The organism is Spirillospora sp. NPDC048819, assembly GCF_040650055.1.
Lineage (GTDB): Bacteria > Actinomycetota > Actinomycetes > Streptosporangiales > Streptosporangiaceae > Spirillospora.
Window position 1 is genome coordinate 207,680 of record NZ_JBEZGN010000004.1, and the last position, 23,146, is coordinate 230,825.

Genomic DNA, 23,146 nt, shown 5'->3' on the forward strand with positions numbered 1-23,146 from the left:
CGTCTCCAGATGCGTATGGGGATTCATACTTTTCCACACGCGGGCCCGGAGGGGATCAGGGGTGTGCCGGTTCGAGGCGGACGACGATGGATTTGGAGGTCGGGGTGTTGCTCACCTGCGCGGTGCTGTCGAGGGGGACGAGGACGTTGGTCTCCGGGAAGTACGCCGCCGCGCAGCCCGGCGCGGTCGGGTACGACACGACGCGGAAGGACGGGGCGCGGCGCTCGACGCCGTCCGACCATTCGGAGACCAGGTCGACCATCGCCCCGTCGTCGAGGCCGAGGGCGGACAGGTCGGCCGGGTTGACGAACACGACGCGGCGTCCGGCCTTGATGCCGCGGTAGCGGTCGTCCAGCCCGTAGACGGTGGTGTTGTACTGGTCGTGGCTCCGGACGGTCTGCAGCAGCAGCCGTCCCTCCGGGACCCGCAGCACCTCCAGTTCGTTGACCGTCAGGTTGGCCTTGCCGGTCGCGGTGGGGAACCTGCGCTCGTCGCGGGGCGCGTGGGGGAGGGTGAAGCCGTCGGGTTCGCGGACGCGGGCGTTGTAGTCGGCGAAGCCCGGGACGACACGGGAGATGTGGTCGCGGATCACGTCGTAGTCGCGTTCCATCGCGTCCCAGCCGATGTCCGAGTCCGGGAGCGTCGCCTTCGCGAGACGGCAGACGATCGAGACCTCGGACAGCAGGTCGGCGGACGCGGGGGCGAGGCGGCCCCGGGAGGCGTGCACCATGCCCATCGAGTCCTCGACGGACACCAGCTGCGGTCCGGACTCCTGCTCGTCGCGTTCGGTGCGGCCGAGCGTCGGCAGGATCAGCGCCAGCTCGCCGGCCTCGGCGTGCGAGCGGTTGAGCTTGGTGGACACCTGCGCGGTCAGCCGGCAGCAGCGAAGAGCCCGTTCCGTGACGGCCGAGTCGGGGGTGGCGCGGACGAAGTTGCCGCCCATCCCGAGGAACACCTTCGCGCGGCCGTCGCGCATGGCGCGGATCGCGTCCACGGTGTCGACGCCGTGCTCGCGCGGCGGCTCGAACCCGAACTCGGCGGCGAGCGCGTCCAGGAACTCCGGCTTCGGCTTCTCCCAGATGCCCATCGTCCGGTCGCCCTGGACGTTGGAGTGGCCGCGCACCGGGCAGACGCCCGCACCCGGACGGCCGATGTTGCCGCGCAGCAGCAGGAAGTTGACGATCTCGCGGATCGTCGGCACCGAGTTGCGGTGCTGGGTCAGGCCCATCGCCCAGCAGACGATGATCCGCTTCGCGCCGAGGACGTCGCCGAGCGCGGCGGAGATCTCGCCCCGGGTCAGCCCGGTCGCCTCCAGCACGTCGTCCCAGTCCAGGGCGAGGACGTGCTTCTCGAACTCCTCGAACCCGTGGGCGTGCGCGTCGAGGAACCCGCGGTCGACGGCGTCCGGCGCGTCCGACTCCAGCAGCAGCCGGTTGAGCGCCTGGAACAGGGCCAGGTCGCCGTTCAGCCGGATCTGCAGGAACCGGTCGGCGAGCACCGTGCCCTGCCCGGTCACCCCGGACGGACGCTGCGGGTTCTTGAACCGCATCAGCCCCGCCTCGGGCAGCGGGTTGACGGCGATGATCCGGGCGCCCTCCTTCTTGGCCCGTTCCAGCGCCGACAGCATCCGCGGATGGTTCGTCCCCGGGTTCTGCCCGACGACGAAGATCAGGTCCGCCCGGTAGAGGTCCTCCAGCAGCACCGAGCCCTTGCCGATGCCGATCGTCTCGCTCAGCGCCGACCCGGAGGACTCGTGGCACATGTTGCTGCAGTCCGGCAGGTTGTTCGTGCCGAACGCGCGGACGAACAGCTGGTAGGCGAACGCGGCCTCGTTGCTGGTCCGGCCCGAGGTGTAGAAGACCGCCTCGTCCGGCGACTCCAGCGCGTTCAGCTCGGACGCGAGCAGCCCGAACGCCTCGTCCCACGACACCGGCTCGTAGTGCTCGGACCCGGCGCGCTTCAGCATCGGCTCGGTCAGCCGCCCCTGCTGCCCGAGCCAGTGGTCCGAGCGTTGCGCGAGGTCGGCGACGGTGTGCCGCGCGAAGAACTCGCGGGTGATCCGCCGCGTCGTCGCCTCCTCGGCGACGGCCTTCGCGCCGTTCTCGCAGAACTCGGCCGTGTGCCGGCGGCCGCCCTCCGGCCACGCGCATCCGGGGCAGTCGAAGCCCTTCTTCTGGTTGACGCGCAGCAGCGTCAGCGCGGTGCGCCGCACCCCCATCTGCTCGTACGACTGGCGCAGCGCGGCCGTGACACCGGGCACGCCCGCGGCCCATGTCTTCGGCTTCGAGATCTCAAGGCCCGTGTCGTCGAAGTCGTCGGAGGGCGCCTTGCGGCTCATCGCACACATCCTCGTAGTCGCCTGAGTTCCTCCCACTGTCGCATGAGGACGCCCTCTGGAACCCGACCGGATCCGCACGATGGAAGTGCACTTCATGCCGGCGGGCTCCGATGCCACCGGCGCTACTGGGGCGGGCCTTCCGTCAAGCGGATGGTCGCGGACACGTGGGCGCCCTGGGCGGTGGTCCACTGCATCTGGACGATGTCGCCGGGGTGGTGGGCCATCATCAGCGTCGTGAGGGCGGTGGGGGAGTCGACGGCGCGGCCGTCGAAGGTGACGATGGCGGCGCCGACGGGGACGCGCGCGGTGTCGGCGGGGGTACCGGGGACGACCTCGGCGACGAGGGCGCCCGGGGAGTTGGCGTTGGAGCGGACCTTGACGCCGAGCAGGGCGGTCGGGCCGATGTGCACGGTGGTGGACGCCTCGCCGCGCTGGATCTGCCGGGCGATGTCCAGGGCCCGGTCGGTCGGGATGGCGTACCCGCGGTGGTTCTTCTTCTCCTCGTCCCCGTCCACCGAGAGACCGGCGGACGCGGCGGTGTTGATGCCGATGACCTTGCCCGCGGTGTTCAGCAGCGGGCCGCCCGAGTCGCCGGGCTTGATCGGCGCGTTCGTCTCGATCAGGCCGGTGAGGCGCTCGGTGGTGCCGTTGCTGTCGTCGCGGGCGGTGACGGACTGCTCCAGGGCGGTGACCTTCCCGGTGACGACCCTCGGCGTGCCGCCCTTGCCGCCCGCGTTGCCGACGGCGCTGACCGTGTCGCCGACGTTCACGCCGGACGCGGAGGCGAACGCGGCGGCCTTGAGCCGGGAGGCGCCCTTCAGCCGGATCACCGCGATGTCGCCGGCGCGGTCGTATCCGACGACCTGCGCGGTGTAGGTGCGGCGGTTGTCGGTGTCGGTGCCCATGATCTTGGTGGCGCCCCTGATCACATGGTTGTTGGTCAGCACGAGGCCGGACGGGTCGAGCACGAGGCCGGTCCCGGCGGCGCGGGTGCCGCTCAGGTCCTGCTCGGTCTTGATGTTGACGACGCCCGGGCGCCGGCCGCTGGGCTCGGCGGGCTCGGCGGTGGGCGTCGCCGTGACGGGCGGCGGGACGTCCGTGGTCGCGCCGCCCTCCACGATCCGGCAGCCGGGGGCGAGCAGGGACAGCAGCGTGATCAGGAGTACCGGTATCACGGTACGGGCGCCGCGGCGCACGGTGTCCTCGCTCACCTCGCTGCCTCCTCGCTGTTCCCCCCCATGATTCCCGATTTCCGGGGATTAGTCGTAGATCAGGTGAGGCGTGACCAGGTGGTCGCACGAGGAGGGCGGCGCGGGACGGGCGCCGTCCCGCGCCGGAAGCCCTCAGCGGGTGAAATAGCGCCTGGGGTTCTCCACCAGCATCTGGTCGATCTGGGCGTCGGTGACGCCCGCGTCGCGGAGGGCGGGCAGGACGTCGTCGCTGATGTGCCGGTAGTGCCAGTTCGGCTGCATCGCGGGCACCGTCGCGGGGTCCGGGCCGAACCAGTCGATGAAGCAGCTCGCGTCGTGGCTGAGCACGACCCGGTCGGCGTAGCCGCGCTCGCACAGCGACGCGATCGTGGCCACCCGGTTCTCGGTCGGGTTGATGATGTCGAGGCCGAAGCGGTCCATCCCGAGGATGGCGCCGGTGTCGGCCAGCTCCATCAGGTAGTCGAGGTCGTTGCTGTCGCCGGCGTGCCCGACGACCACCTTGGTGAGGTCCACGCCCTCCTTGCCGAGCAGGTCGACGACCGTCCGCCCGGCGTGGATCGAGCTCTCGGTGTGCACGGTGACCGGCGCGCCCGTCTCCCGGTGCGTCGCGGCGACGGCCCGCAGGATGCGCTCGACGGCGGAGGTGAGGCCGGGGGCGTCCACGGCGCACTTGAGGAACGCGGCCTTGACGCCCGTGCCGGCGATGCCCTCGGTGAGGTCGCGGGTGAAGTCGGCGATCATCGGGTCGGGGCCCTCGTCCAGCATCGTGCCGGGGCCCCGGTGCAGGAACTGGAACGGGATGTCGTGGTAGGTGTAGATGCCCGTGGCGACGATGATGTTGAGATCGGGGACCTGCTCGTTGATCCGCTGGATCCGGGGGATGTAGCGGCCGAGCCCCCACACGGTGGGGTCGGCGATCGTGGTGATGCCGCGTCCGGCCAGCTCCTGGAGCTTGGCCACCGCGTCGGCGACCTTCTCCTCCTCGTCCCACCAGTCGCCCGCGCCGTAGTTCTCGACGTTCTCGGTGCTGAGGACGAAGACGTGCTCGTGCATGAACGTGCGTCCCAGGCCGGCGACGTCGACGGGGCCGCGGACGGTCTCTACTGCGGGCATCAGCTCTCCCTCTGTAGGGCAGCGGGGTTGCATACCGACCGGTCGGTTTTCTGGCAAGCTATGCGCGGGGCACGGCAGAGTCAATGCCCGCGTACATACCCGCTTACATGAGAGGTGCCCAGGTGACAGATACCGAACCGGCGCTCGGCGATGGGGCGGACGTCACCCGGTCGGCGGCGCCCGTCCGGGTGAGCGCGGTCGAGCGGCGGATCCTGGACGCGGCGCTCACCCTGTTCGCCGAACGCGGCTTCGACGGGACGTCCGTGCAGGGCATCGTGGAGGCCGCCGAGGTGACCAAAGGAGCCCTCTACCACTACTTCGACTCCAAGGACGATCTCCTCTACGAGATCTACCATTCGCTGATCGACCGCCAGCTCGCCGACCTCGGCGAGGTGCTGGCGCGCGGGCTGCCGCCGCGCGAGTCCGTCCGTGCCGTTCTGGCCGGGCTGATCCGCAGCACGGCCGAGCACATCGACGAGGCGAAGGTGTTCTCCCGCGAGATGCACCGCCTGGACAGCGCCCGGATGCGCTCGGTCCGCGCCGACCGCCGCCGCTACCACGTGACGTTCCGCGGTCTCATCGAGCAGGGGCAGCGGGACGGGGTGTTCAGCGACGCGACGCCCGCCGAGACCGTCACGATCGTCGCGCTCGGCATGGTCAACCAGATGCCGTCCTGGTACCGGGCCGACGGCCCGAAGACGGCCGGGCGGCTCGCCGACGAGGTCGCCGGCTTCGTCCTGGCCGCCCTGGATCAGCGCCGCGTCTGAAGATCCAGCGCCGTGTTCATTGCGTCGCCCTTGGCGTCGGGCGCTGGGGCGCCCTCCTTCGGCGGGCGTCGCGGCGATCGCTGCATCGCTCCGACTCGCCTAGCGGCTCGCTGCGCGATCAGGTTCTCGCAAGCTCGAACCTGGCTTCGCACGCGATCGCGACGCCTCAGGTCACTGACGGCTGAGGCGACCGGCTGAGGAAGTCGTGTCCGTTGGTAGTGATCCTGCCGTCGCGGCTGGCATCCCTTTGCGGATGCCGAGTGCGGTCTCGGATGCACGCTCTCCACACGTCGAATCCGCCGCCACGAGCGTGCGAGAACTTGATCGCCATTGCAGATGGGAAGGAACGGGCGGCGATATTCAAGACCGTCCAGTGCGGCGCAGCTCCGGCTCGGACGTCCCGCCCATCCACACGTCGAACCCGCGCGCCGCGGGCTTCGGCAGGACGCGCAGCGCCTCGTAGCGGAAGCGCGGGCCGTCGTGGGTGACCTCGTCCTCGGCCCAGAACCGGCGCAGCAGCGGCAGCGCCTCCTCGAAGATCGACGCGCGTTCCTCGCGCCGCACCCCGAACGCCTGCTGCTCCCCGGCGTGGCGCTGCCCGAGCCCGAACGCGGGCAGCAGCCGCCCGCCCGAGAGCACGTCCAGCGAGGCCAGCTCCTTGGCGAGGACGGCGGGGGAGCGGCCCGGGAGGGTCATCACCGCGGTGCCGAACTTGATCCGCGACGTCAGCGGCCGCCGTAAGAAAGGTCGCCCAGCGCCCTACACCAGGGTCAATGCGAACGGTCACGACTTCCTCAGCCCTTGTCCTCAGCCCTCAACGACCTCAGGCGCCGCGATCGCGTGCGAAGCCAGGTTCGAGCTTGCGAGAACCTGATCGCGCAGCGAGCCGCTAGGCGAGTCGGAGCGATGCAGCGATCGCCGCGACGCCCGCCGAAGGAGGGCGCTCCAGCGCCCGACGCCAAGGGCTTCGCAATGAACACCGTGACGGCGGCCGCCAGCACCGCCAGCACGGCGATGGACACCGCCATCGGGACGGCGGTGTCCGGCCCGGCGATCCCCGCCAGCGGCGCGGCGGCCCCGCCCAGCGAGAACTGCGCGACGCCGAGCAGCGCCGACGCGCTGCCCGCCACCCGGGGCGCCCGGCCCCACAGCGCCAGCGCGGTCGTGTTCGGCAGGACGAGCCCCTGCCCGGAGGTGACCAGGAACAGAGCCGGGAGCACCCAGTACAGGCCCGCGCCGGCGAGGACGGCGACGAGCAGGACCAGTCCGCCCACCACGACGATGCCGAGCCCGACGCCCAGGAGCCGCCGCAGCGGTACCCGCCCGGCGAGCCGGCCGCCGATCTGCGCGGCGGCCACGAGCCCGAGGGCGTTGACGCCGAAGGCGACGCTGAACGCCTGCGGCGAAAGGCCGTAGATGTCCTGCAGCACGAACGGCGACCCCGAGACGTAGGTGAACATCGCGGCGAACGCCAGGCCGATCGTCAGCGCGTACCCGGCGAACGTCCGGTCGCCCGCGAGCGCCCGGAACGTGCCCAGCGCGACGCGCAGCCCGCCCGTCGCGCGCCGCTCGGGCGGCAGCGTCTCCCGCAGCCAGAGCAGCGAGGCGAAGAACAGCGCCACGCCGATCCCCGCGAGGACGGCGAACAGGCCCGGCCAGGGCATGAACTGCAGCAGCTGCCCGCCGAAGACGGGCGCGAGGATCGGCGCCAGCCCGGTCACCAGCATCAGCGTCGCGAAGAACCTGGCGGCGGCCACGCCGTCGTAGAGGTCGCGGACGATCGCACGCGCGATCACGATCCCGGCGGCCCCGGCGAAGCCCTGCACCAGCCGCAGCGCGATGAGCGTCTCCACGGTCGGCGCGGCGGCGCACAGCAATGACGCGACGGCGTAGGCGGCGACCCCGACGAGCAGCGGCCGGCGGCGTCCGAACGTGTCGCTGAGCGGCCCCGCCACCGCCTGCCCGACGGCCAGGCCGGCGACGCACGCGGTCAGCGTGAGCTGCGCCTGCACCGCGCCGGTCGACAGGTCGGCGGTCAGCGTGGGCAGCGCCGGAAGGTACATGTCGATCGACAGCGGCGCCACGGCCGTCAGCGCCCCGAGCATGGCGACGAGCCAGAGCCGCCGGTCCGGCGCACGGCCGTGCGACGTTCCGGCGGCCGGATCGGCCGTCTGCGTCATGGTCGCCTCTCCGTCGGAAGAGAGCCGCGGGTGTAGGAGGCTCTGAGAGGGTCCAATCGGATGGCGGCCCGTTATCTTCCATGTCAGGAAGTGGGGTCGGTCACAGTTCGCTCAGAACGGGAATCGTTCGGCGGCGGCGACGACCGCGCCGGTCACGGTGGCGACCGTGAGGACCGACAGCCCGGACAGCACCGCCCAGCGCCCCACCTGGTACCCGATGGGGACGCGGCTCGGGCCGCGGCCGCGCACCGGCCACGGGGCCCGCAGCGGGGCCGTCCCGGGAAGCTCCTGGGCGGCGTCGGCGCCCTTGCGGTCCGCCCCGGCCGCCCCGCCGGCCGGGGCCAGCCCGGTCACCCAGCCGAGCAGGTCGGCGACGTCCGCCGGCTCGGTGGCCAGGCCGGACGCGAAGTACCGCACCTGGCCCGCGACCTGGTCGAGGGTCCGGACGGTGTTGCCGAGGCCGACGTTCCCGAGCCACTCGCGCAGGCCGGCCTCGGTGTCCAGGCAGCGGCCGATCTCCGTGCGGGCCAGCAGGTCGGTCTTGGTGACGATGACGGCGACGCGCTTCTGATGCCCCTGGTCGGGACGCGAACGCAGCTCGTTCAGCACCCGCTGCAGCGTGTCGGCGGGATCCTCCTCCGATGACGCGGCGGACTGGTCGACGAACTCCCGCTCGTCTCCGGTGAGCGATCCGCGCAGCTGGGGGAGGGCGAACGGGTCCACGACGAACAGCAGCGCCTCGCTGTGGTCCAGGTAGCGCAGCGACTCGACCTCCGTGGCGCCCGTGTAGTGCTCGCCCGCCGGGTCGAACAGGTAGAGGATGCGGCGTGCGCGTCCCGGCAGCTCCACGTCCACCATGGTCGCCAGCGGCAGCTCCGGCCCGGTCTTGGCGAGCCGCCCGCCGCGCTGGAACTCCCGGATCGCGCCCGCGTACGCCTGCGCGTGCCGCTGCTCGACGAACGCGAGCCGCCCGTGGACGGCGCGGACGCGTGCGTGCAGGGCGCGGATGCCGAGGACCATGAACGTGGTCTTGCCGGCGGCCGGGCCGCCGACGAACGGCAGCGGCTCCACGCGGACCCGCCCGATCCGCTCGGGTAGACGTCCGCCGCAGTGCGGACAGTACGCGGCCAGCCGGAACCGTCCGAGCGGGACGGTCGTGGGCAGCCGCGCCCCGCACCGGCACACGTGACGGAACGCGCCGCCCGATCCCGGGGCGAGGCGGGCGTGCCGCGCGCCGCATCCCGGGCATTCGTACTCGGGCAGGCCGATCCGCTCGTAACAGAAGGGGTGCGGGCACGTCTGCAGGATCCGCCCGTACGTCATGAAGACGCGTTCCACCGCCGCCAGGACGAGCACGCACACCAGCCACACGGCGAGGCCGACCGCCGCGACCAGCCCGTACAGGACGGTGAGCGCGAGCACGAACACGCCGGCCGGGACGGCGGCGGCCACGATGCCCGCGCACAGCGCCAGCCAGACGGGGAACACGAAGAAGCCCCAGAACCCGCCGAGCAGCAGCCGGGTCAGGCGGACGATGATGCCCCTGGCCGTCCGGTACACCTGCGGGACGACCGTGCGGCTGATCGTCCACCAGTCGCGCCACACCTGCCCCAGCAGGTAGTGCCGGTAGGCGATCTTCGGTTCGGCGACCGGCGAGGGCCCTTCCAGGGTGGACGGCGCGAGCGTCCGGCACGCGTGCAGGTAGTACAGGCCCAGGGCGGCGGCCCCGGCGACGACGAGCGTCGCGGCGAACAGCACGGGGAACACGTACATGAACCCGAGCCACATGGCCGCGCCCCACACGGCGATCAGCAGCAGCACGAGGATGGGATGCACCGGCTCACCTCCCCCCGCGCGGGGACGGGCCGTCGCCGAGGAGGTCGCGCAGCTCGGCCCGCAGCCGCGGGCTGCGCGCCAGGTGGGCGTCGAGCTGCTTGGCCGCGAGCCACCGGGTGGCCGCCGACCGCACCCATGCCTCCAGGGCGGGTTCGCTGACGCCGCGCGCCTTCAGCCGCAGGACGACCTCGACCAGCTCGTTGCGCTGCTCGACCTCGCCGCCGCGCAGCGGGGCGCGCCCGGCGCGGGCACGTCCCGGCAGCTCGGCGGTCCAGCGCTCGCCGAGCCGGGCGCGGGCGGGCGGGGACAGGGCCGCGAGCAGCTCCGCCCGGAACGCCGGCGGCCGACGGCACAGCCGCCGCGCCGCCCCGACGAACGCCTCGCCCGCGAGCTGCGGGGTGGCGCCGTCCGCGGCCGCGATGTCGTCCAGCGCCCGCGCGGCGCGGGCCGGGCCGGCGGTGATCGCCTTCCCGTACGCCTGGACGAGGGCCGCGTCGCGTCCCGCCCGGCCGCCGGGTACGACCTCGCGGACCCGTTCGGCGAGCCGCAGCGCCGCCGGCTCGGTGAGGCCGTCGCCGCCGGGGAACGCGAGCCGCGTGAACGTCCGGGACGGCAGCCCGGCCAGCGCGGGGCGGCCGGCCACCGCGTCGCCGTGCGCGTCCAGCAGGTCGGCGCATTCGCCGGCGGACGGAGGCTCCGCCCAGACCTCGCCCAGCGCCGCGTCGACGCCGGGATCGCCGTCCAGCCGCAGCAGCTCGCCGGTGACCGGGATCCTGCGTCCCGGATGGCGGCGCCCGACGGACGCCAGCACCGAGGACGCGACCGAGGGCACGGCGCGCAACCGTTCGGCGTGCGCGTAGAGCAGATCGCAGTTCCCGGGGGTGAGCAGCGCCGCCCGCTCCCGCTCACCGGCCGCGCCGAGCCCGGCGAGAACCCCGTCCAGCAGGGCGTCCCGAAGCTCGGCGGGGCACGCGCCGAGCGCCGCGCCGAGATCACCGTCGCCGCGCCGTGCGCACCGCGCCGCCGATGCGGCGACGTCCGCGGGATCGACGCGCACGCCCGCCCGCCCGGCGATCCCCGCGGCCGCCGCGACCTCGGTGATGTCGGACGCCCCGGCCAGCGCGTCCGACACCCGTTCGGTGACGCGGAGCGAGCACTGCCGGGCGACCTCCGCCGCGCCCGCGGCCCGCGCCCGCTCGTGCAGGGCGAGCGCCAGGTCCAGGCCCATCGACGGGACGCCCGGGACGAGATCGCGCCACACCCATTCGGGGATCCCGGACCCGCGCCGCGACAGCAGCTCCGCCGCCGCGCCCTCCTCCGCCGCCGTGACGGTCGCGTCGCCCCGGCAGAGCGCCAGCAGCGCGGCGGCGGCCTCCTGCGCGGGATCGTTCAGCGGCGCCAGCTCGGCGAGGGCGTCGAGGCCGGCGAAGTCCGGGCCGCGCCAGCAGCCGGCGACGGTCCGCGCGAACCGGCTCGCCGCCCCGTCCGGGACGCCCTTGCGGAGGTCGAACGCGGAGGCGTGCGAGGCGTGGTGCTGCGCGCCGGCCCAGATCGCGGGGGTCGTGCCGACGAGGCGCTGCGCCGCGCCGTCCGGGTCGGCGGTGTAGGTGACGAACGACAGGCGCGCCGCCGCCGCGACCGGCAGCGAGTACGACACGACCGCGATCCAGCGGGCGATCAGCTCGACGTCGTCGGCGACGAGCACGACCCGCCCATGGCCCCGGCCGAGGACGCCCGCGACGGCGTCCACGAGATGGCCGAGCAGCGCGTACGGGTCGCCCGGGCCGGAGACGGCGAGCCACGCGGCGAGCGCCTCGGGGTCGAGCGCCGCTCCGGGGGTCAGCTCGTCCAGGGCCTCCAGGACCGGCGTCTCCGGCGCCGGGCGGTGCGTCCAGTGCGGCGCGTTCCAGAGTTCGGCGGGCCGCACCCCCTCCAGCTCGTCCGGCTCGGCCACCACGGCGTGCCCGAAGAAGTTGCCGTAGCGTCCCGAATAGTCGCGGCCGAGGTAGCTGCAGCGCAGCAGCAGCGGACGGCCGTCCACCCGGTCGTACAGGAGCGACACGGGGAACCGGGCCAGCTCGGAGTCGTCGGGCGACGGCGGCGCGTCCGGCGGCGGGCGGTACGACAGGTACGGCGTCACGCCCGCCCGGACACCGTCGGGCAGCCCGGGCGTCTCCGCGACGAACTGGAAACCCGCCCGGCCGGTGGGGCCGCGCCGCGCGGAGGTGTAGTGCAGCTGCCAGGCCACGGCTACGGCCCTCCGGGACGGACGCCGTCGAGCATCCCGAACCGGTAGAGCAGCCAAAGCAGCGGGTCTTCGGCCCGGTACGGCCGGACACCGCCCGCGCCGACGCGCTCCCCGTCCGGGACGGCGCCGAGCGCCGACAGGCCGAACAGCCCGTGGTCGGCGTACTGCTGCCCGAGATAGGTGTCGAGCTGGCCCGCCTGCCACTCGTGCAGAAGCGCCCGGACCTGCTCGTTCACCGCGTCCCTGTCGTCCAGGTCCAGGACGCCCTGGCCGGACCGGGACCGGTGCAGCGCCGACTGCTCCAGCAGCGCCGGCCGCAGCACGTCGATCTTGGTGAGCGCGACCGCGACGGGGACGGGCAGCGGCTCGCCCGGCCGGGTGCCGTGCCGCCGGCGGAGCGTGTCGGTGACGCGGGCGATGATGTTCAGCGGCTCGCTGTCGGGGTCCTCCCCGGCCGCGCGCGGCCCCGGGACGGCGTCGCGCACGCCGGACCGGGCACCGGGCAGCTCCAGCGGATCGACCAGGAAGATGACCGCGTCGGCCGCCTCCAGGTACCGCAGGTGCAGGTCGGTGACCTCGCGGCTGCGCAGGTCCTCGCCCGCGGTATCGAACAGCACCAGCGCGAGCGAGTCGTTGCGGGGGCGCGAGAAACGCCCCCGCCGCGTCCGGGTGAGCAGGTACACCAGCGGCTCGCGGGGACCGGTCGCGGCGCTGGCCGTCGTCGGCAGCAGCCGCCGCTCCTCCAGCAGCGGGCGCGCGAAGTCGCGCTTGTACCGCTCGATCGTGCGGTCGTCGCACGCCACCAGCGACGCGTCCAGCTCCGTCCCGACGCGGTTCATCAGCTCGTGCAGCAGGACGGCGATGTAGGTGCTCTTGCCCGCGTTCTTCGCCCCGACGAGTGCGACGATCCGGCCGGGGGAGTCGCAGTACGCGGACGGGAGCGGGTTGTGGCACTCCGGGCAGGCCCGGTTGCCGGTCGGGAGCCCGCAGTCCGGGCAGTCGGCGCGGCCCCCGCGCCCGGACGCGGAGAACACCGGCGGCAGCGACGCGCCCGCCGTCGACCCCGTGTACGCGGCGAGCTCCTCGTCCAGGACCGGCGCGCAGCCCCGCCGCCGCCCGGCCTGCCCCCGGCACCGGAACAGGATCCGCTGCGGCGCGACGGACGCGAAGCAGTACGGGCAGGTGACGCCCTGCCTGGACGCGCCCTGCCTGAACACGCCCTGCCTGAACACGCCCTGCTTGAACATGCGCGGCCGGGACGGCACACCGGGGATCCCCGCCCGGGCGAGCGGCCTCGCCATCACTGGACCCGCAGCCGGCGGACAGGGGGGTCGCTCAGCTCGACGGCGCCGTCGTCGGCGAAGCAGCGCAGCCAGTACGGCCCGGACACGTCCGGCGCCGCCATCGACAGCTCGCCCGGCACGGGCACCTGCTCCCACCGGCCGAGCGTCTCCCCGTCGGCGGGCCGGTGCGGCATGACCCGCCCGGCGCGCAGCACCAGCGACAGCCGCGCCACCCGCAGCGGGCGGGACGAGGTGAACCGGACGGTCAGCGACCGCCGCCACGGCGGACCCGACCGCAGCACGTCGTAGCGGACGATCGTGCGGGCCGCGACCTCGGCGGTGACCGGCGGCCCGGTCACCCGGGAGCCGCCGACGGTCCCGGCCGCCGCGACCGACAGCTCGACGGGCTCGTCCTCGGGGACGGGCAGCCGGATCCCGCCCTGCGTGTCGTAGGCGGCGCGGGTCACCGCCTCGCCGACGGGCGGCTCGGCGAGCTGCCGCGGCCCGGCGCCGATCCGGTACACGAGGTCGACCTCCGCGACGTCCGCCGGCCAGTCGAACCCGACGTGCACGTAGTCGCCGCGCCGCTCGGCGACCAGCCGGCGCGGCGGCGGCAGGTTCACGTGCCGGTGGTAGGCGCCGATCGCGGCGGTTCCCTCCGCGACGGTCACCGCGAGCAGCCACCCGCTGGAGCCGGGCCGCGCCGCGAGACCGCCGGGGACCGGCGTGCACGCCAGCCGCCGCGTCTCGCGCCGGACCTCCTCCAGCGGGACGAGCGCGCTGCGCGGCCACGGCGGCGGCCCCTCCGACAGCACGAGCTCGACGGTCCCGCTGCCGGGCGGGTCGAACCGGGCCCGGACGAGTCCCGGGTCGGACGCGTCGGTCACGGCGGACAGCTCGTACACCGGCTCGGGCGGCGCGCTCGGCGTGGCCGACGCCCGCACCCCGCCCGTCACGACCTCCCGGCCGGACGAGTCGAGGTACACGGCGCAGATCCGGTAGTGGTGCGTCCGCCCGTTCGGGACGTGTTCGCGGAACCCGTCGCGGCCCGCCGGGACGGTGCGCCCGTCGCGGACGACGACGACCCGCGCCGCCTCTGCGGGGCAGCGCCACCGCCCCGTCACCTGGCCGTCCCCGGCCAGCAGCTCGACGTCACCGGGATCGGGCCGTACCACCAGCGGCCCCGCGACGGCCGGCGCGGAGGCCGCCTCGCCGCGGACCGCGACCACGCCGTAGTACACCGGGACGTTCACGGGCGGCCGCTCGTCGAGCGCCCCGCCGAGGGACGTCCCATCCCTGACATCGCGCGGCGGCCGCTCCACGCGCCGCACGATCTGGTACGCGATGTCCCCACTCGTGGACGGCGACGCCTCCCACGACAGCCGCACCGACGCCCCGCCACGGCGTCCGCCGTCGGCGGGCCCGTCTCCCGCCGGGGGGACGTCCACGTCCGCGCGCAGTGAGGGGACGGGGCGCGGGGGCAGCCGGCGCTGGTGGGCGGCGGCCCCGGGGAGGTCGCGGACGAGGCGGAGCGCGTCGGCGAGGAGCCGGTGGGCGCGGTCGGGGTCGGGGTCGGCGGCGGCGCTCTCGCGGAGGCGCAGCGCGGTGTCGAGACGGTGCCTGGCCTCGGCGGCGAGGACCTCCTCCTCCGGCGGCTCGGCGTCCGCGGAAGTCCGGGGGGCGCCGGAGGCCGGCGGGACGCCCGCGGCGTCCGCCAGCTCCGCCGCCGCGAACACCTCGCCCGCGTCCAGCAGCGCGCGCAGCCGCCCCGCGAGGCCCCCGCCCGGCCCGGTCTCCCGGACGACGGCGAACACCATGCGGCGGGCGTCGCCCTGCTCGATGCCGAGGTCCTCCACCGCGTACCGCAGCAGCGCCCGCTCCGACGCCCGCTGCCGCAGCCGCTCGCGGAGCCTCTCCACCACGTCGTAGAGCACCAGCTCGGGCAGCTCGGCCCCCGACCGCAGCGCGGCGAGGATCGTGTCGGCGTGCGTGGTGCTGGTGTCGCGGCTGCGGCGCGCCCATTCGGCGCCCGCCGCCGCGACCGTGTCCTGGTCGAGCCGCAGGTTCCCGCCCGGCGCGGCGAACCCGTCCAGCAGCCGCACCGGGCCGGTCAGCCGGGCCCCGAACAGGAAGTCGGCCAGGTGCCGCTTGCCGAGGACGTCCAGCGACTCCTGGACCTTCCGGTACGCCGGGTACGGCGCGGCGGACGGCAGCTGGTCGGGCTCGCGGATGTCGATGCGGTCGCCGGCGGCGAGGCCCTCCAGCTCGGCGCGCGCCACGCCGGCGGTGCGGGCGATGCCCTCGACCTCGGCGGGCGTCGCCATCTTCAGCGTCCCGGCCGCGTCGGCGAGCCGGGCGCGCGCCTGCGCGCGGCGCCGCTCGCCGCGTTCGCGCCCGCCGCGCAGCCGCGCCTCCAGCGGCCGCAGGTCGCCGCGTTCGGCGGCGGTGAACAGCGGCGTCAGCTCCCGGTGCTCGGCCTCCAGCCGGTCGATCAGCTTGCGGTACTTCAGCTGCCCGCGGGCCCGCCGCCAGCACTGCCGGACCTCCTTGACCCGCGCCGCGACCGCCGGGCCGTCGAGCAGAGCTCGTCCGTCGAATGGCGGTGGGTGGGGGCTGGAGAACGGTGGATCGGCCAGGGCGTACCGGACGCGCAGATCCTCGGGGGGCTGGTCGCCCGCCGCCCGCGCGGGCTCCAGCACCTCCCGCCGGTAGTCGTCGTCGAACGCCACGGGCGCCTCCAGCTAGCTGACCTGGACCCGGGAGAGGGCCTTCCGGGAGCGCTCGACCTCCTCCTCGGACATGCCGCCGACGTCCACCTTCAGCTCCAGCCGCTCGCCGGTCTCCTTCTCCACCGCCGTGACGTTCAGCAGGCCGGACGAGTCGAGCGCGAACGTGACGCCGATCGGCCAGCCCGCCTTCTTGCCGGGCGGGACGCGGATCTCCCCGGTGGCGATCTCGGTGTTGTCGATCAGGTCGGCGGACTCCACGACCCCGGCCTGCTCCATCACCCGGACGTCGGCGGACGTCTGGTCGTCGTAGACGGTGAAGAAGTCCTCGGTCTTGGAGGCGGGCAGCTCGTCGTTGGCGTGCACGAGATGCGCGACGTTCTCGGCGCCGGTCTCCCGGTCGACCACCACGATCCCGAACGCGTGCGAGGCGACCGTCTTGATCTGCCGCCCGGCGATCTGCTTCTGCTGCTCGGCGGACAGGCCCGCCCGGCTCGCCATCTCCTCGGCGCGCTCCTCGGCGCCCTCCCGGACGAGCCGCCGGTAGGTCTCCTCGAACGCGTACAGCGCCGCGCCCTTGGCGACCGCGAGGTCGGGGTCCTGCAGGCGGGGCGCGAGGCCCAGCTCGGTCTCCAGCCGCGCCGCGACGACCGGCATCTTCGTGGACCCGCCGACGAGGACGAGGTCGTCGTAGTCGTCGACGTTCTTGTCGGCGGCGGTCGCCAAGGTCCGGCCGGTGATCTCGACGGTGCGGTCGAGGAGGTCCTTGGTCAGCTCCTCCAGCTTCTCCCGCGTCACCTCGACCGACGCGACCCGCCCGGCGTGCATCACGCGGACGGTGTGGGCGGTGCGGGTGGTGAGCGCCTTCTTGGCGTCCTCGGCGTCGCGGCGGAGCTGCTGCTCGGTCTGCTTGTCGTCGAGCGGGTCGCCCGCGTCCGGGTGCTCGGCGCGGAACCGCTCGGCCAGGTGCTCGACCAGCCGCGCGTCCCAGTCGGCGCCGCCGAGCTCGTGGTCGCCGTCGGTGCACACCACCTCGATGTGCCCGCCGCGCAGCGAGATGACGGTGGTGTCGAACGTGCCGCCGCCCAGGTCGTACACCAGGATCGTCCTGTCCTGCTCGGGGTTCAGGACGCCGTAGGTGATCGCGGCGGCGATCGGCTCGGACACGATGTCGATGACGTTCAGCCCGGCGATCCGCCCCGCCTTGCGGGTCGCGTCCCGCTCGGCCGCGCCGAAGTAGGCGGGGACCGTGATGACCACGTCGCGGGCCTCCTCGCCCGTCGTGGTGCGCGCGTCCGTCGCGAGCTTCAGCAGGATGAACGCCGACAGCTCCTCGGGGGTGAAGTCGATCCCGTGGATGGGACGCGCCACGTCCCGGCCCATGTCCCGTTTGATCAGGCTGACGACGTTGTCGGGCTCCAGGACCGCGGTGTCCTTCGCGGTGGCGCCGACGATGACGTTCTCGCCGCTCTCGAAGTAGACGACGGACGGGGTGGTGTCGGTGCCCTCCAGGTTGCGCAGGACCGCAGGCCGCCCGACATCGTCGATGGAGGCAATGCAGGAGTACGTGGTTCCGAGGTCGATCCCGTAGACAGCCATGTCCCTCTCACCTATCGGTACCGAGTCCGCTGTTCATCGTCTCGCCGCGCCCCGTCCCGCGCAGGCGGTTTGAGCCGGCCCCGACCGTGTCACCGGCCCCGTTCGATCCGGTCTCGGGGGCTTTGCCCGCCATGTCTTCCGTGCCGTCGCCGGCGGTGCCGCCCCGTTCACCGGCCCCGTGGTCGCCGACGCCGTGCTTGTCCACGCTGTGCTTGCCGACGCTGACGGTCGCCTTGCGCAGCACCTTCCCGCTCTGCTCGAATCCGTCGGACTGGACGGTCGTCACGGTGCCGTCCCGCATCGGGTCGTCGACGGGCGTGACCGCGACCGGCCGGTGCCGGGACGCGTCGTAGGGGGCGCCCGGCTCCACCGTGAACCTCTCCACGCCGAGCCGCGCCAGCGCGTCGGCGACGTCGTCGGCCATCGCCCCCAGCAGCAGCGACGTCCGCAGGGGGTCCGGCGGGTCGGTCAGGTCCGGGGCGGAGAGCCGGTCGGACTCACGGCGCGCCTGGTCGTGCAGCTTGTACAGCGCGGCGCGGACCGGCTCCAGCATCGCCTGCAGCTCCCCGCGCCGCAGCCGCTGGTTCTCCTCGTGCAGCCGGTCGATGACGGCCTCGCGGTGCGCGGCGCGCTCATGCTCGCGGTCGAGCCGCGCGGCGAGCCCGGCCAGGGCGTCCCTGACGTCGGCGCGGAACGCCTCCGTGCCGGGCGGCTCCGTGCCGGGCCGCTCGGTGCCGGGCGGCTCGATGCCGGGCGCCGGATCGTCCCCGGCGGGCCCCGGCTCGGCCCCGGCTCCGGAATGCTCGTTGACTGGGGGGTCCCCGTCCCTCGACACGTGGAGTTACCTTAATGCTGGGAGGCGTGACGCGATAGGCCTGCTGATGACCTTCACTGGACTCTAGTTTGACCTGTACCCGCCATTCCAGCACCGGCAACGGCGGCGTTTTCTCGCGTCGACACCCGCGGGTAACACGATGGAAACAGCCATCGCCGAAGGTGGTGGCATCACACGGGGGAACTGGAGGTGGCGATGTTGTTGCGGATACGCATCCGGCTGCCCGACCGTCCCGGATCGCTGGGGCAGGTGGCCCGCACGCTGGGCGCCGCGGGCGCCGACGTCGTCCAGATGGCGGTGCTGGAGCGCGGCAACGGGCGGGCGATGGACGACTTCACGGTCGTGTGGCCCGCCGGGGCGGGCGTGGAGCGGCTGGTCGAGGGGCTCGGCTCGGTGCCCGGGGTGGAGGTCGCCGGGGTGTGGCCGACGGCCGAGCCGCAGGGCTCCTGCCCGGACGCCGCCGTGATCGGGCAGGTCGCGGCCGACCCGGCGCGCGGCGCCGAGATCCTCGCGGACGCCGTCCCGGCCATCCTGAGCGCCGACTGGGCGGGGCTCGCCGAGCCGGCGGGCGACGAGGCGGGGGAGGCGGTGCTCGCGCACGTCAGCGCCGGCGGCATGACCGGCACCGGCGGCATGCCCGGCGCCGGCGGCCTGGGCGGCGTGACCGGCACCGCCCTGCCGGGGCTCCTGCCGCTCCGCCCGCGCGCGTTCACGGCGCCAGACGGCGTGCACTACGCGATCTCCCCGCTGCTCAGGGGCCGGGTCGCGCTGGTCGCCGCCCGGACGGGGGCACCGCCGTTCCACTGGACGGAGGTGTCGCGGCTGGAGCAGCTCGCGGGCGCGGCCGACATCGTCCTGGCCGGTGACCGCGCCGGACGGTCCGTCGTCTGACCTGGCCTTGCGGGGCACCCGGTTCTAGAGTCGCAGGTTCAGACCCTGCCGCGTTCCCCGGAGGTGGCCGATGGCCGTACTGCTGCGCCCTCACGTCGAGGCGAGGCCCGACGAACCAGCGCTGACCGACGAACGCGGCAGCACGTCCTGGCGGGAGCTGGACGCCAGAACCGACCGGCTGGCGAGCGCGCTGCGCGGCCTGGGCCTGACCACCGGCGACGCGATCGCCATCCACTCCGGCAACCGGCGCGAGTACTTCGAGCTGATGTGCGCCGCGGGCCACATCGGGCTCCGCCACGTCATGGTCAACTGGCACTGGACGGCCGACGAGCTGCGCTACGTCCTGGAGGACGCGGGCGCGCGGGCGCTGTTCTCCGAGGACGTCTTCGGCGACATCGCGCGCGAGGCGTCCGAGGGACTCGGCCTGGACGCCCGCGTCGCGTTCGGCGACGGGATCGCGGGCTTCACCCCCTACGAGGAGTTCTTCGCGGGCGGCGCGCAGGAGGAGATCGCCGACCCGGTGATGGGGTTCCCGATGTTCTACACCTCGGGCACCACCGGGCGGCCGAAGGGCGTGCGCCGCAAGCAGCTCGGCGCGGGCGCCCCGATCGAGACGGCCACGCTCCTCGGGGACGTGTTCGCCGACGTCCTGCAGATCCCCGCGAACGGCCGGTCGCTGCTCGTCGGGCCCGTCTACCACTCGGCGCAGTGGCTGTGGTCCTACGTGTTCATGCTGGTGGGGCGGCCGGTGGTGATGCGGCAGACCTTCGACCCGGCCGAGACGCTCCGGCTCATCGACGAGCACACGATCACGAACGTCCATCTGGTGCCGACGCAGTTCGTCCGGCTTCTGCGGCTGGACGAGGAGACCCGCGCGTCGTTCGCCGGCCACAGCCTCTCGGTCGTGTGGCACGGCGCCGCGCCGTGCTCGCCGGACGTCAAGCGGCAGATGATCGACTGGTTCGGCCCGATCGTCCACGAGTACTACGGCTCCACGGAGGCGGCGGTGAACAGCGTCATCACCGCGCCGGAGTGGCTGGACAAGCCCGGCAGCGTCGGCCGCCCCCTGCCGACGACGGAGGTCCACATCCTGCGCGAGGACGGCGAGCCCGCGGCGCCGGGGGAGCCGGGCCAGATCTTCTTCCGCTACACCAGCGGCGACGACGTCGAGTACTGGGGCGACGAGGACAAGACCCGCTCGATGCACCGCGGGGACCGCCTGTTCACCACCGGCGACGTCGGCTACCTCGACGACGACGGCTACCTGTTCCTGTCCGACCGCGTCATCGACATGATCATCAGCGGCGGGGTGAACATCTATCCGGCGGAGATCGAGGGCGTCCTGATCACCCATCCGTCGGTCCGGGACGTGGCCGTGTTCGGCGTGCCGGACGAGGAGTTCGGCGAGCAGGTGAAGGCCGCCGTCGAGCTCGCCGACGGGGCCGAGCCGTCCGGCGCGCTCGCGGACGAGCTGATCGAGCACGTCCGCACGGCGCTCGCGGGGTACAAGGCGCCGCGCTCGATCGACTTCGTCGACGCGATGCCGAGGACGCCCACCGGCAAGCTCTACAAGCGCCTCCTGCGCGACCCGTACTGGGAGGACCGGACGCAGAAGATCTGACTCACCTAAGCAGCGCGAGGACAGCGTCCAGGTCGGTGAGGCAGGCGTCGGAGCCGAGCCCCTGGGCGACGGTCGCCGCGGCGGCCGTGCCCCAGCGCGCCGACTCCAGGACGTCGCGTCCCCGCGTGAGCCCGGTGATGAACCCGGCGCAGTAGGCGTCGCCGCAGCCGGTGGTGTCGACGACCTCGACGGGCAGGACGGGCAGCCGGTGCACGCCGTCGGCGGTGGCGACGAGGCTGCCGTCCCCGCCGAGGGTGACGATCACCGTCTCCGGACCCCTGGCGAGCAGCGCCTTGGCGGCCTTCTCCGGGTCGTTCTCGCCGGTCATCGCCGCGGCCTGCTCCTCGTTGGGCAGGAAATGGTCGACGTACGGCAGGAACGCGGCGGCGCCGCCGAGGAGGTCGGGCATGTTGGACAGCGGGTCCATCGTCACGACGGTGCCGGTGTCCCTCGCGGCGGCGAGCGTCTCGAAGAACGCGGCGTCGTTGAGGCCGAACGTGACGTCCGGCCCCCCGAGGTGCACCACGGTCGCCGCGGCGAGCAGCCCGGGGCCGACCGCCCCGGCGGTGAGGGTCAGGTTGGCGCCCGGGACGTGGAAGCTCGGCCGCCCGCCGTCGGGCCGGATCGGCAGGATCGACGCGCTCGTCTGGTCGGCGGTCCGCCGGACGAGCCCGCGCACGTCCACGCCGTTCCGCGTCATGATGCGCACCAGCAGGTCGCCGAGGTCGTCGTCCCCGATCGCGCCGACCGAGACGACGTCGTTTCCGAGCCTGGCGAGGGCGACCGCGGTCCCTGCGGCGGCGCCCGCGGCGGTCACCCTGATCTCGTCCACGACGACGGTGTCCTGCCCGCCGGGGATGTTTTCGACGGGCCGCGCGAGCACGTCCAGGATGTGCGCACCCAGTGTTACAACCGCCATGACCACACCCCTTGAAGATCGTCAGGGTCGTAGCGTACGGGGTACGGACCCGAAAATGTGAGAGGTGTTCGCATGTTGCTGAAGGACGAGCGGGAGCGACTGTGCGAGGCCGGCCGCCGCCTCGCCGAGACCGGCCTGGTCACCGGCGCGTCGGGGAACATCAGCGTCCGGTCGGGCGACCTGGTCGCGGTCACGCCGGGCGGGATGATGCTCGACCGGATGGAGCCCGCCGACTGCCCGGTCGTGAACATGTCGGCCCGGCTGGTCGAGGGGGACCGGGCGCCGTCGTCCGAGACGCCCATGCACCTGGCCCTGTACGAGGCGACCCCCGCGGCGGCCATCGTCCACACCCACTCCACCTACGGCGCGGTCGTGGCGACGACCATGTCCGAGTTGCCGCCGATCCACTACAACACCCTCCTGCTCGGCGGCGTGGTCAAGGTCGCCGAGTACGCCACCTACGGGACGCCCGAACTCGCGGAGAACGTCCGCACCGCCATGGCCGGAGGGAAGCGCGCCGCGCTGATGGCCAACCACGGCGGCGTCACGATCGGCCGTGACCTGGACGAGGCGTTCGAGAACGCGCGCCTCCTGGAGTGGCTCTGCGGCGTCTACGTCAGGGCCAAGATGATCGGCGAGCCGCGCATCCTGACGGACGGGGAACTCGCGGCCGTCGTCGAGCGGGGCCTCACGCCCCCGGAGTTCCCCCGCGTGTAACCTAACGCTTGCTAGGTCACCGTGTGGGAGGTCCGCTTTGCCCTTCGTCCTGATCGACAAGCCGCGCCCGCACATCACCCTCATCACGCTCAACCGCCCCGAACGCATGAACGCGATGGCCTTCGACGTCATGGTCCCGTTCCGCGAGGCGCTGGAGGAGGTCAGCCGCGACAACGACACCCGCGTCGTCGTCATCACCGGCGCCGGGCGCGGCTTCTGCTCGGGCGCCGACCTGGAGAACCCGGGCGACCTCCCCGGCATCGACGGGCTCACGCTCCCCACCATCGCGCTCCGCTCGATGGAACTGCTCGACGACGTGATCCGCGCGATGCGCCGCGTCCACCAGCCGGTCATCGCCGCGATCAACGGCCCGGCGATCGGAGGCGGGCTGTGCCTGTCCCTCGCCGCCGACATCAGGCTCGGCGCCGACACCGCCCTGTTCCGCGCCGCCGGCATCAACAACGGCCTCACCGCGAGCGAACTCGGCCTCAGCTACCTGCTGCCCCGCGCGATCGGCGCGTCGCGCGCCTTCGAGATGATGCTGTCCGGCCGCGACGTGGACGCCGCCGAAGCCGAACGCGTCGGCCTGCTCTCCCGCGTCGTCCCGTCCGACAAGCTCCTCGACACCTGCTACGAGCTGGCCGAGCGGATCGCGGGGTTCAGCCGTCCCGGCACCGAGCTGACGAAGCGGATGCTGTGGTCCAGCCTGGACGCCGCGAGCATCGACGCCCACATGGGCCAGGAGGGCCTCGCCCAGCTCTACGTCCGCCTCACCACCCACAACTTCGAAGAAGCGATCAAGGCCCGCAAACAGAACCGCCCGCCCGACTTCAAGGACTGACGCGCGGGCGGCGGCGTGACA

General features: G+C 73.7%; 17 protein-coding genes. 5 read left to right on the forward strand and 12 right to left on the reverse strand.

Going from position 1 to position 23,146, the window contains the following annotated elements:
- Positions 1-55: 55 nt before the first annotated feature.
- The 3 genes from AB0C35_RS08810 to AB0C35_RS08820 form a co-directional block, all read right to left on the reverse strand.
- The gene (locus AB0C35_RS08810; protein ID WP_358452182.1) at positions 56-2,338 is read right to left on the reverse strand and encodes an FdhF/YdeP family oxidoreductase; all 2,283 of its coding nucleotides are present in this window, start codon (positions 2,336-2,338) and stop codon (positions 56-58) included.
- 122 nt (positions 2,339-2,460) lie between these two features.
- Positions 2,461-3,549, reverse strand: coding sequence for a trypsin-like peptidase domain-containing protein (locus AB0C35_RS08815; RefSeq protein WP_358452184.1), 1,089 nt, complete (start codon positions 3,547-3,549; stop codon positions 2,461-2,463).
- 132 nt (positions 3,550-3,681) lie between these two features.
- Positions 3,682-4,662, reverse strand: a complete 981-nt coding sequence (locus AB0C35_RS08820; RefSeq protein ID WP_358452186.1) for a phosphotriesterase-related protein — start codon at positions 4,660-4,662, stop codon at positions 3,682-3,684.
- Positions 4,663-4,784: 122 nt separating this feature from the next.
- Between AB0C35_RS08820 and AB0C35_RS08825 the strand changes: the two genes are divergently transcribed.
- Positions 4,785-5,429, forward strand: a complete 645-nt coding sequence (locus AB0C35_RS08825; RefSeq protein ID WP_358452188.1) for a TetR/AcrR family transcriptional regulator — start codon at positions 4,785-4,787, stop codon at positions 5,427-5,429.
- A 360-nt stretch (positions 5,430-5,789) separates the two neighbouring features.
- Here the strand turns inward: AB0C35_RS08825 and AB0C35_RS08830 are convergent, their stop codons facing one another.
- The 8 genes from AB0C35_RS08830 to grpE form a co-directional block, all read right to left on the reverse strand.
- Positions 5,790-6,158 (reverse strand): LLM class flavin-dependent oxidoreductase, encoded by a 369-nt coding sequence (locus AB0C35_RS08830; protein ID WP_358452431.1) that lies wholly within the window; start codon positions 6,156-6,158, stop codon positions 5,790-5,792.
- A 65-nt stretch (positions 6,159-6,223) separates the two neighbouring features.
- On the reverse strand, positions 6,224-7,609 hold the full coding sequence (locus AB0C35_RS08835; RefSeq protein WP_358452190.1) for a multidrug effflux MFS transporter: 1,386 nt from the start codon (positions 7,607-7,609) through the stop codon (positions 6,224-6,226).
- A 111-nt stretch (positions 7,610-7,720) separates the two neighbouring features.
- Positions 7,721-9,445, reverse strand: coding sequence for a hypothetical protein (locus tag AB0C35_RS08840; RefSeq protein ID WP_358452192.1), 1,725 nt, complete (start codon positions 9,443-9,445; stop codon positions 7,721-7,723).
- Between the two features lie 4 nt (positions 9,446-9,449).
- Positions 9,450-11,693 (reverse strand): hypothetical protein, encoded by a 2,244-nt coding sequence (locus AB0C35_RS08845; RefSeq protein ID WP_358452194.1) that lies wholly within the window; start codon positions 11,691-11,693, stop codon positions 9,450-9,452.
- Between the two features lie 2 nt (positions 11,694-11,695).
- A complete protein-coding gene (locus AB0C35_RS08850) occupies positions 11,696-12,994 on the reverse strand; it encodes a hypothetical protein (protein WP_358452196.1) in 1,299 nt (432 codons plus the stop codon).
- On the reverse strand, positions 12,994-15,705 hold the full coding sequence (locus tag AB0C35_RS08855) for a hypothetical protein (protein ID WP_358452198.1): 2,712 nt from the start codon (positions 15,703-15,705) through the stop codon (positions 12,994-12,996). The genes AB0C35_RS08850 and AB0C35_RS08855 overlap by 1 nt, the downstream gene beginning before the upstream one ends.
- Positions 15,706-15,717: 12 nt before the next feature.
- Positions 15,718-17,301, reverse strand: coding sequence for an Hsp70 family protein (locus tag AB0C35_RS08860; RefSeq protein ID WP_358452200.1), 1,584 nt, complete (start codon positions 17,299-17,301; stop codon positions 15,718-15,720).
- 7 nt (positions 17,302-17,308) lie between these two features.
- On the reverse strand, positions 17,309-18,136 hold the full coding sequence (grpE, locus tag AB0C35_RS08865) for a nucleotide exchange factor GrpE (RefSeq protein ID WP_358452202.1): 828 nt from the start codon (positions 18,134-18,136) through the stop codon (positions 17,309-17,311).
- 195 nt (positions 18,137-18,331) lie between these two features.
- Here grpE and AB0C35_RS08870 point away from each other — a divergent pair, with 195 nt between their 5' ends.
- Together AB0C35_RS08870 and AB0C35_RS08875 are read left to right on the forward strand one after the other, a co-directional pair.
- Positions 18,332-19,027, forward strand: a complete 696-nt coding sequence (locus tag AB0C35_RS08870) for an ACT domain-containing protein (RefSeq protein ID WP_358452203.1) — start codon at positions 18,332-18,334, stop codon at positions 19,025-19,027.
- Positions 19,028-19,097: 70 nt separating this feature from the next.
- Positions 19,098-20,648, forward strand: coding sequence for an AMP-binding protein (locus AB0C35_RS08875; RefSeq protein ID WP_358452205.1), 1,551 nt, complete (start codon positions 19,098-19,100; stop codon positions 20,646-20,648).
- Between the two features lies 1 nt (position 20,649).
- Here AB0C35_RS08875 and AB0C35_RS08880 read toward each other — a convergent pair whose 3' ends face one another.
- Complete coding sequence (locus AB0C35_RS08880; RefSeq protein WP_358452207.1) at positions 20,650-21,567, reverse strand: carbohydrate kinase family protein; 918 nt, start codon at positions 21,565-21,567, stop codon at positions 20,650-20,652.
- A gap of 72 nt (positions 21,568-21,639) precedes the next feature.
- Here AB0C35_RS08880 and AB0C35_RS08885 point away from each other — a divergent pair, with 72 nt between their 5' ends.
- Positions 21,640-22,284, forward strand: a complete 645-nt coding sequence (locus tag AB0C35_RS08885) for a class II aldolase/adducin family protein (protein ID WP_358452209.1) — start codon at positions 21,640-21,642, stop codon at positions 22,282-22,284.
- 37 nt (positions 22,285-22,321) lie between these two features.
- Positions 22,322-23,125, forward strand: coding sequence for an enoyl-CoA hydratase (locus AB0C35_RS08890; RefSeq protein ID WP_358452211.1), 804 nt, complete (start codon positions 22,322-22,324; stop codon positions 23,123-23,125).
- The last annotated feature ends 21 nt before the right edge of the window (positions 23,126-23,146 follow it).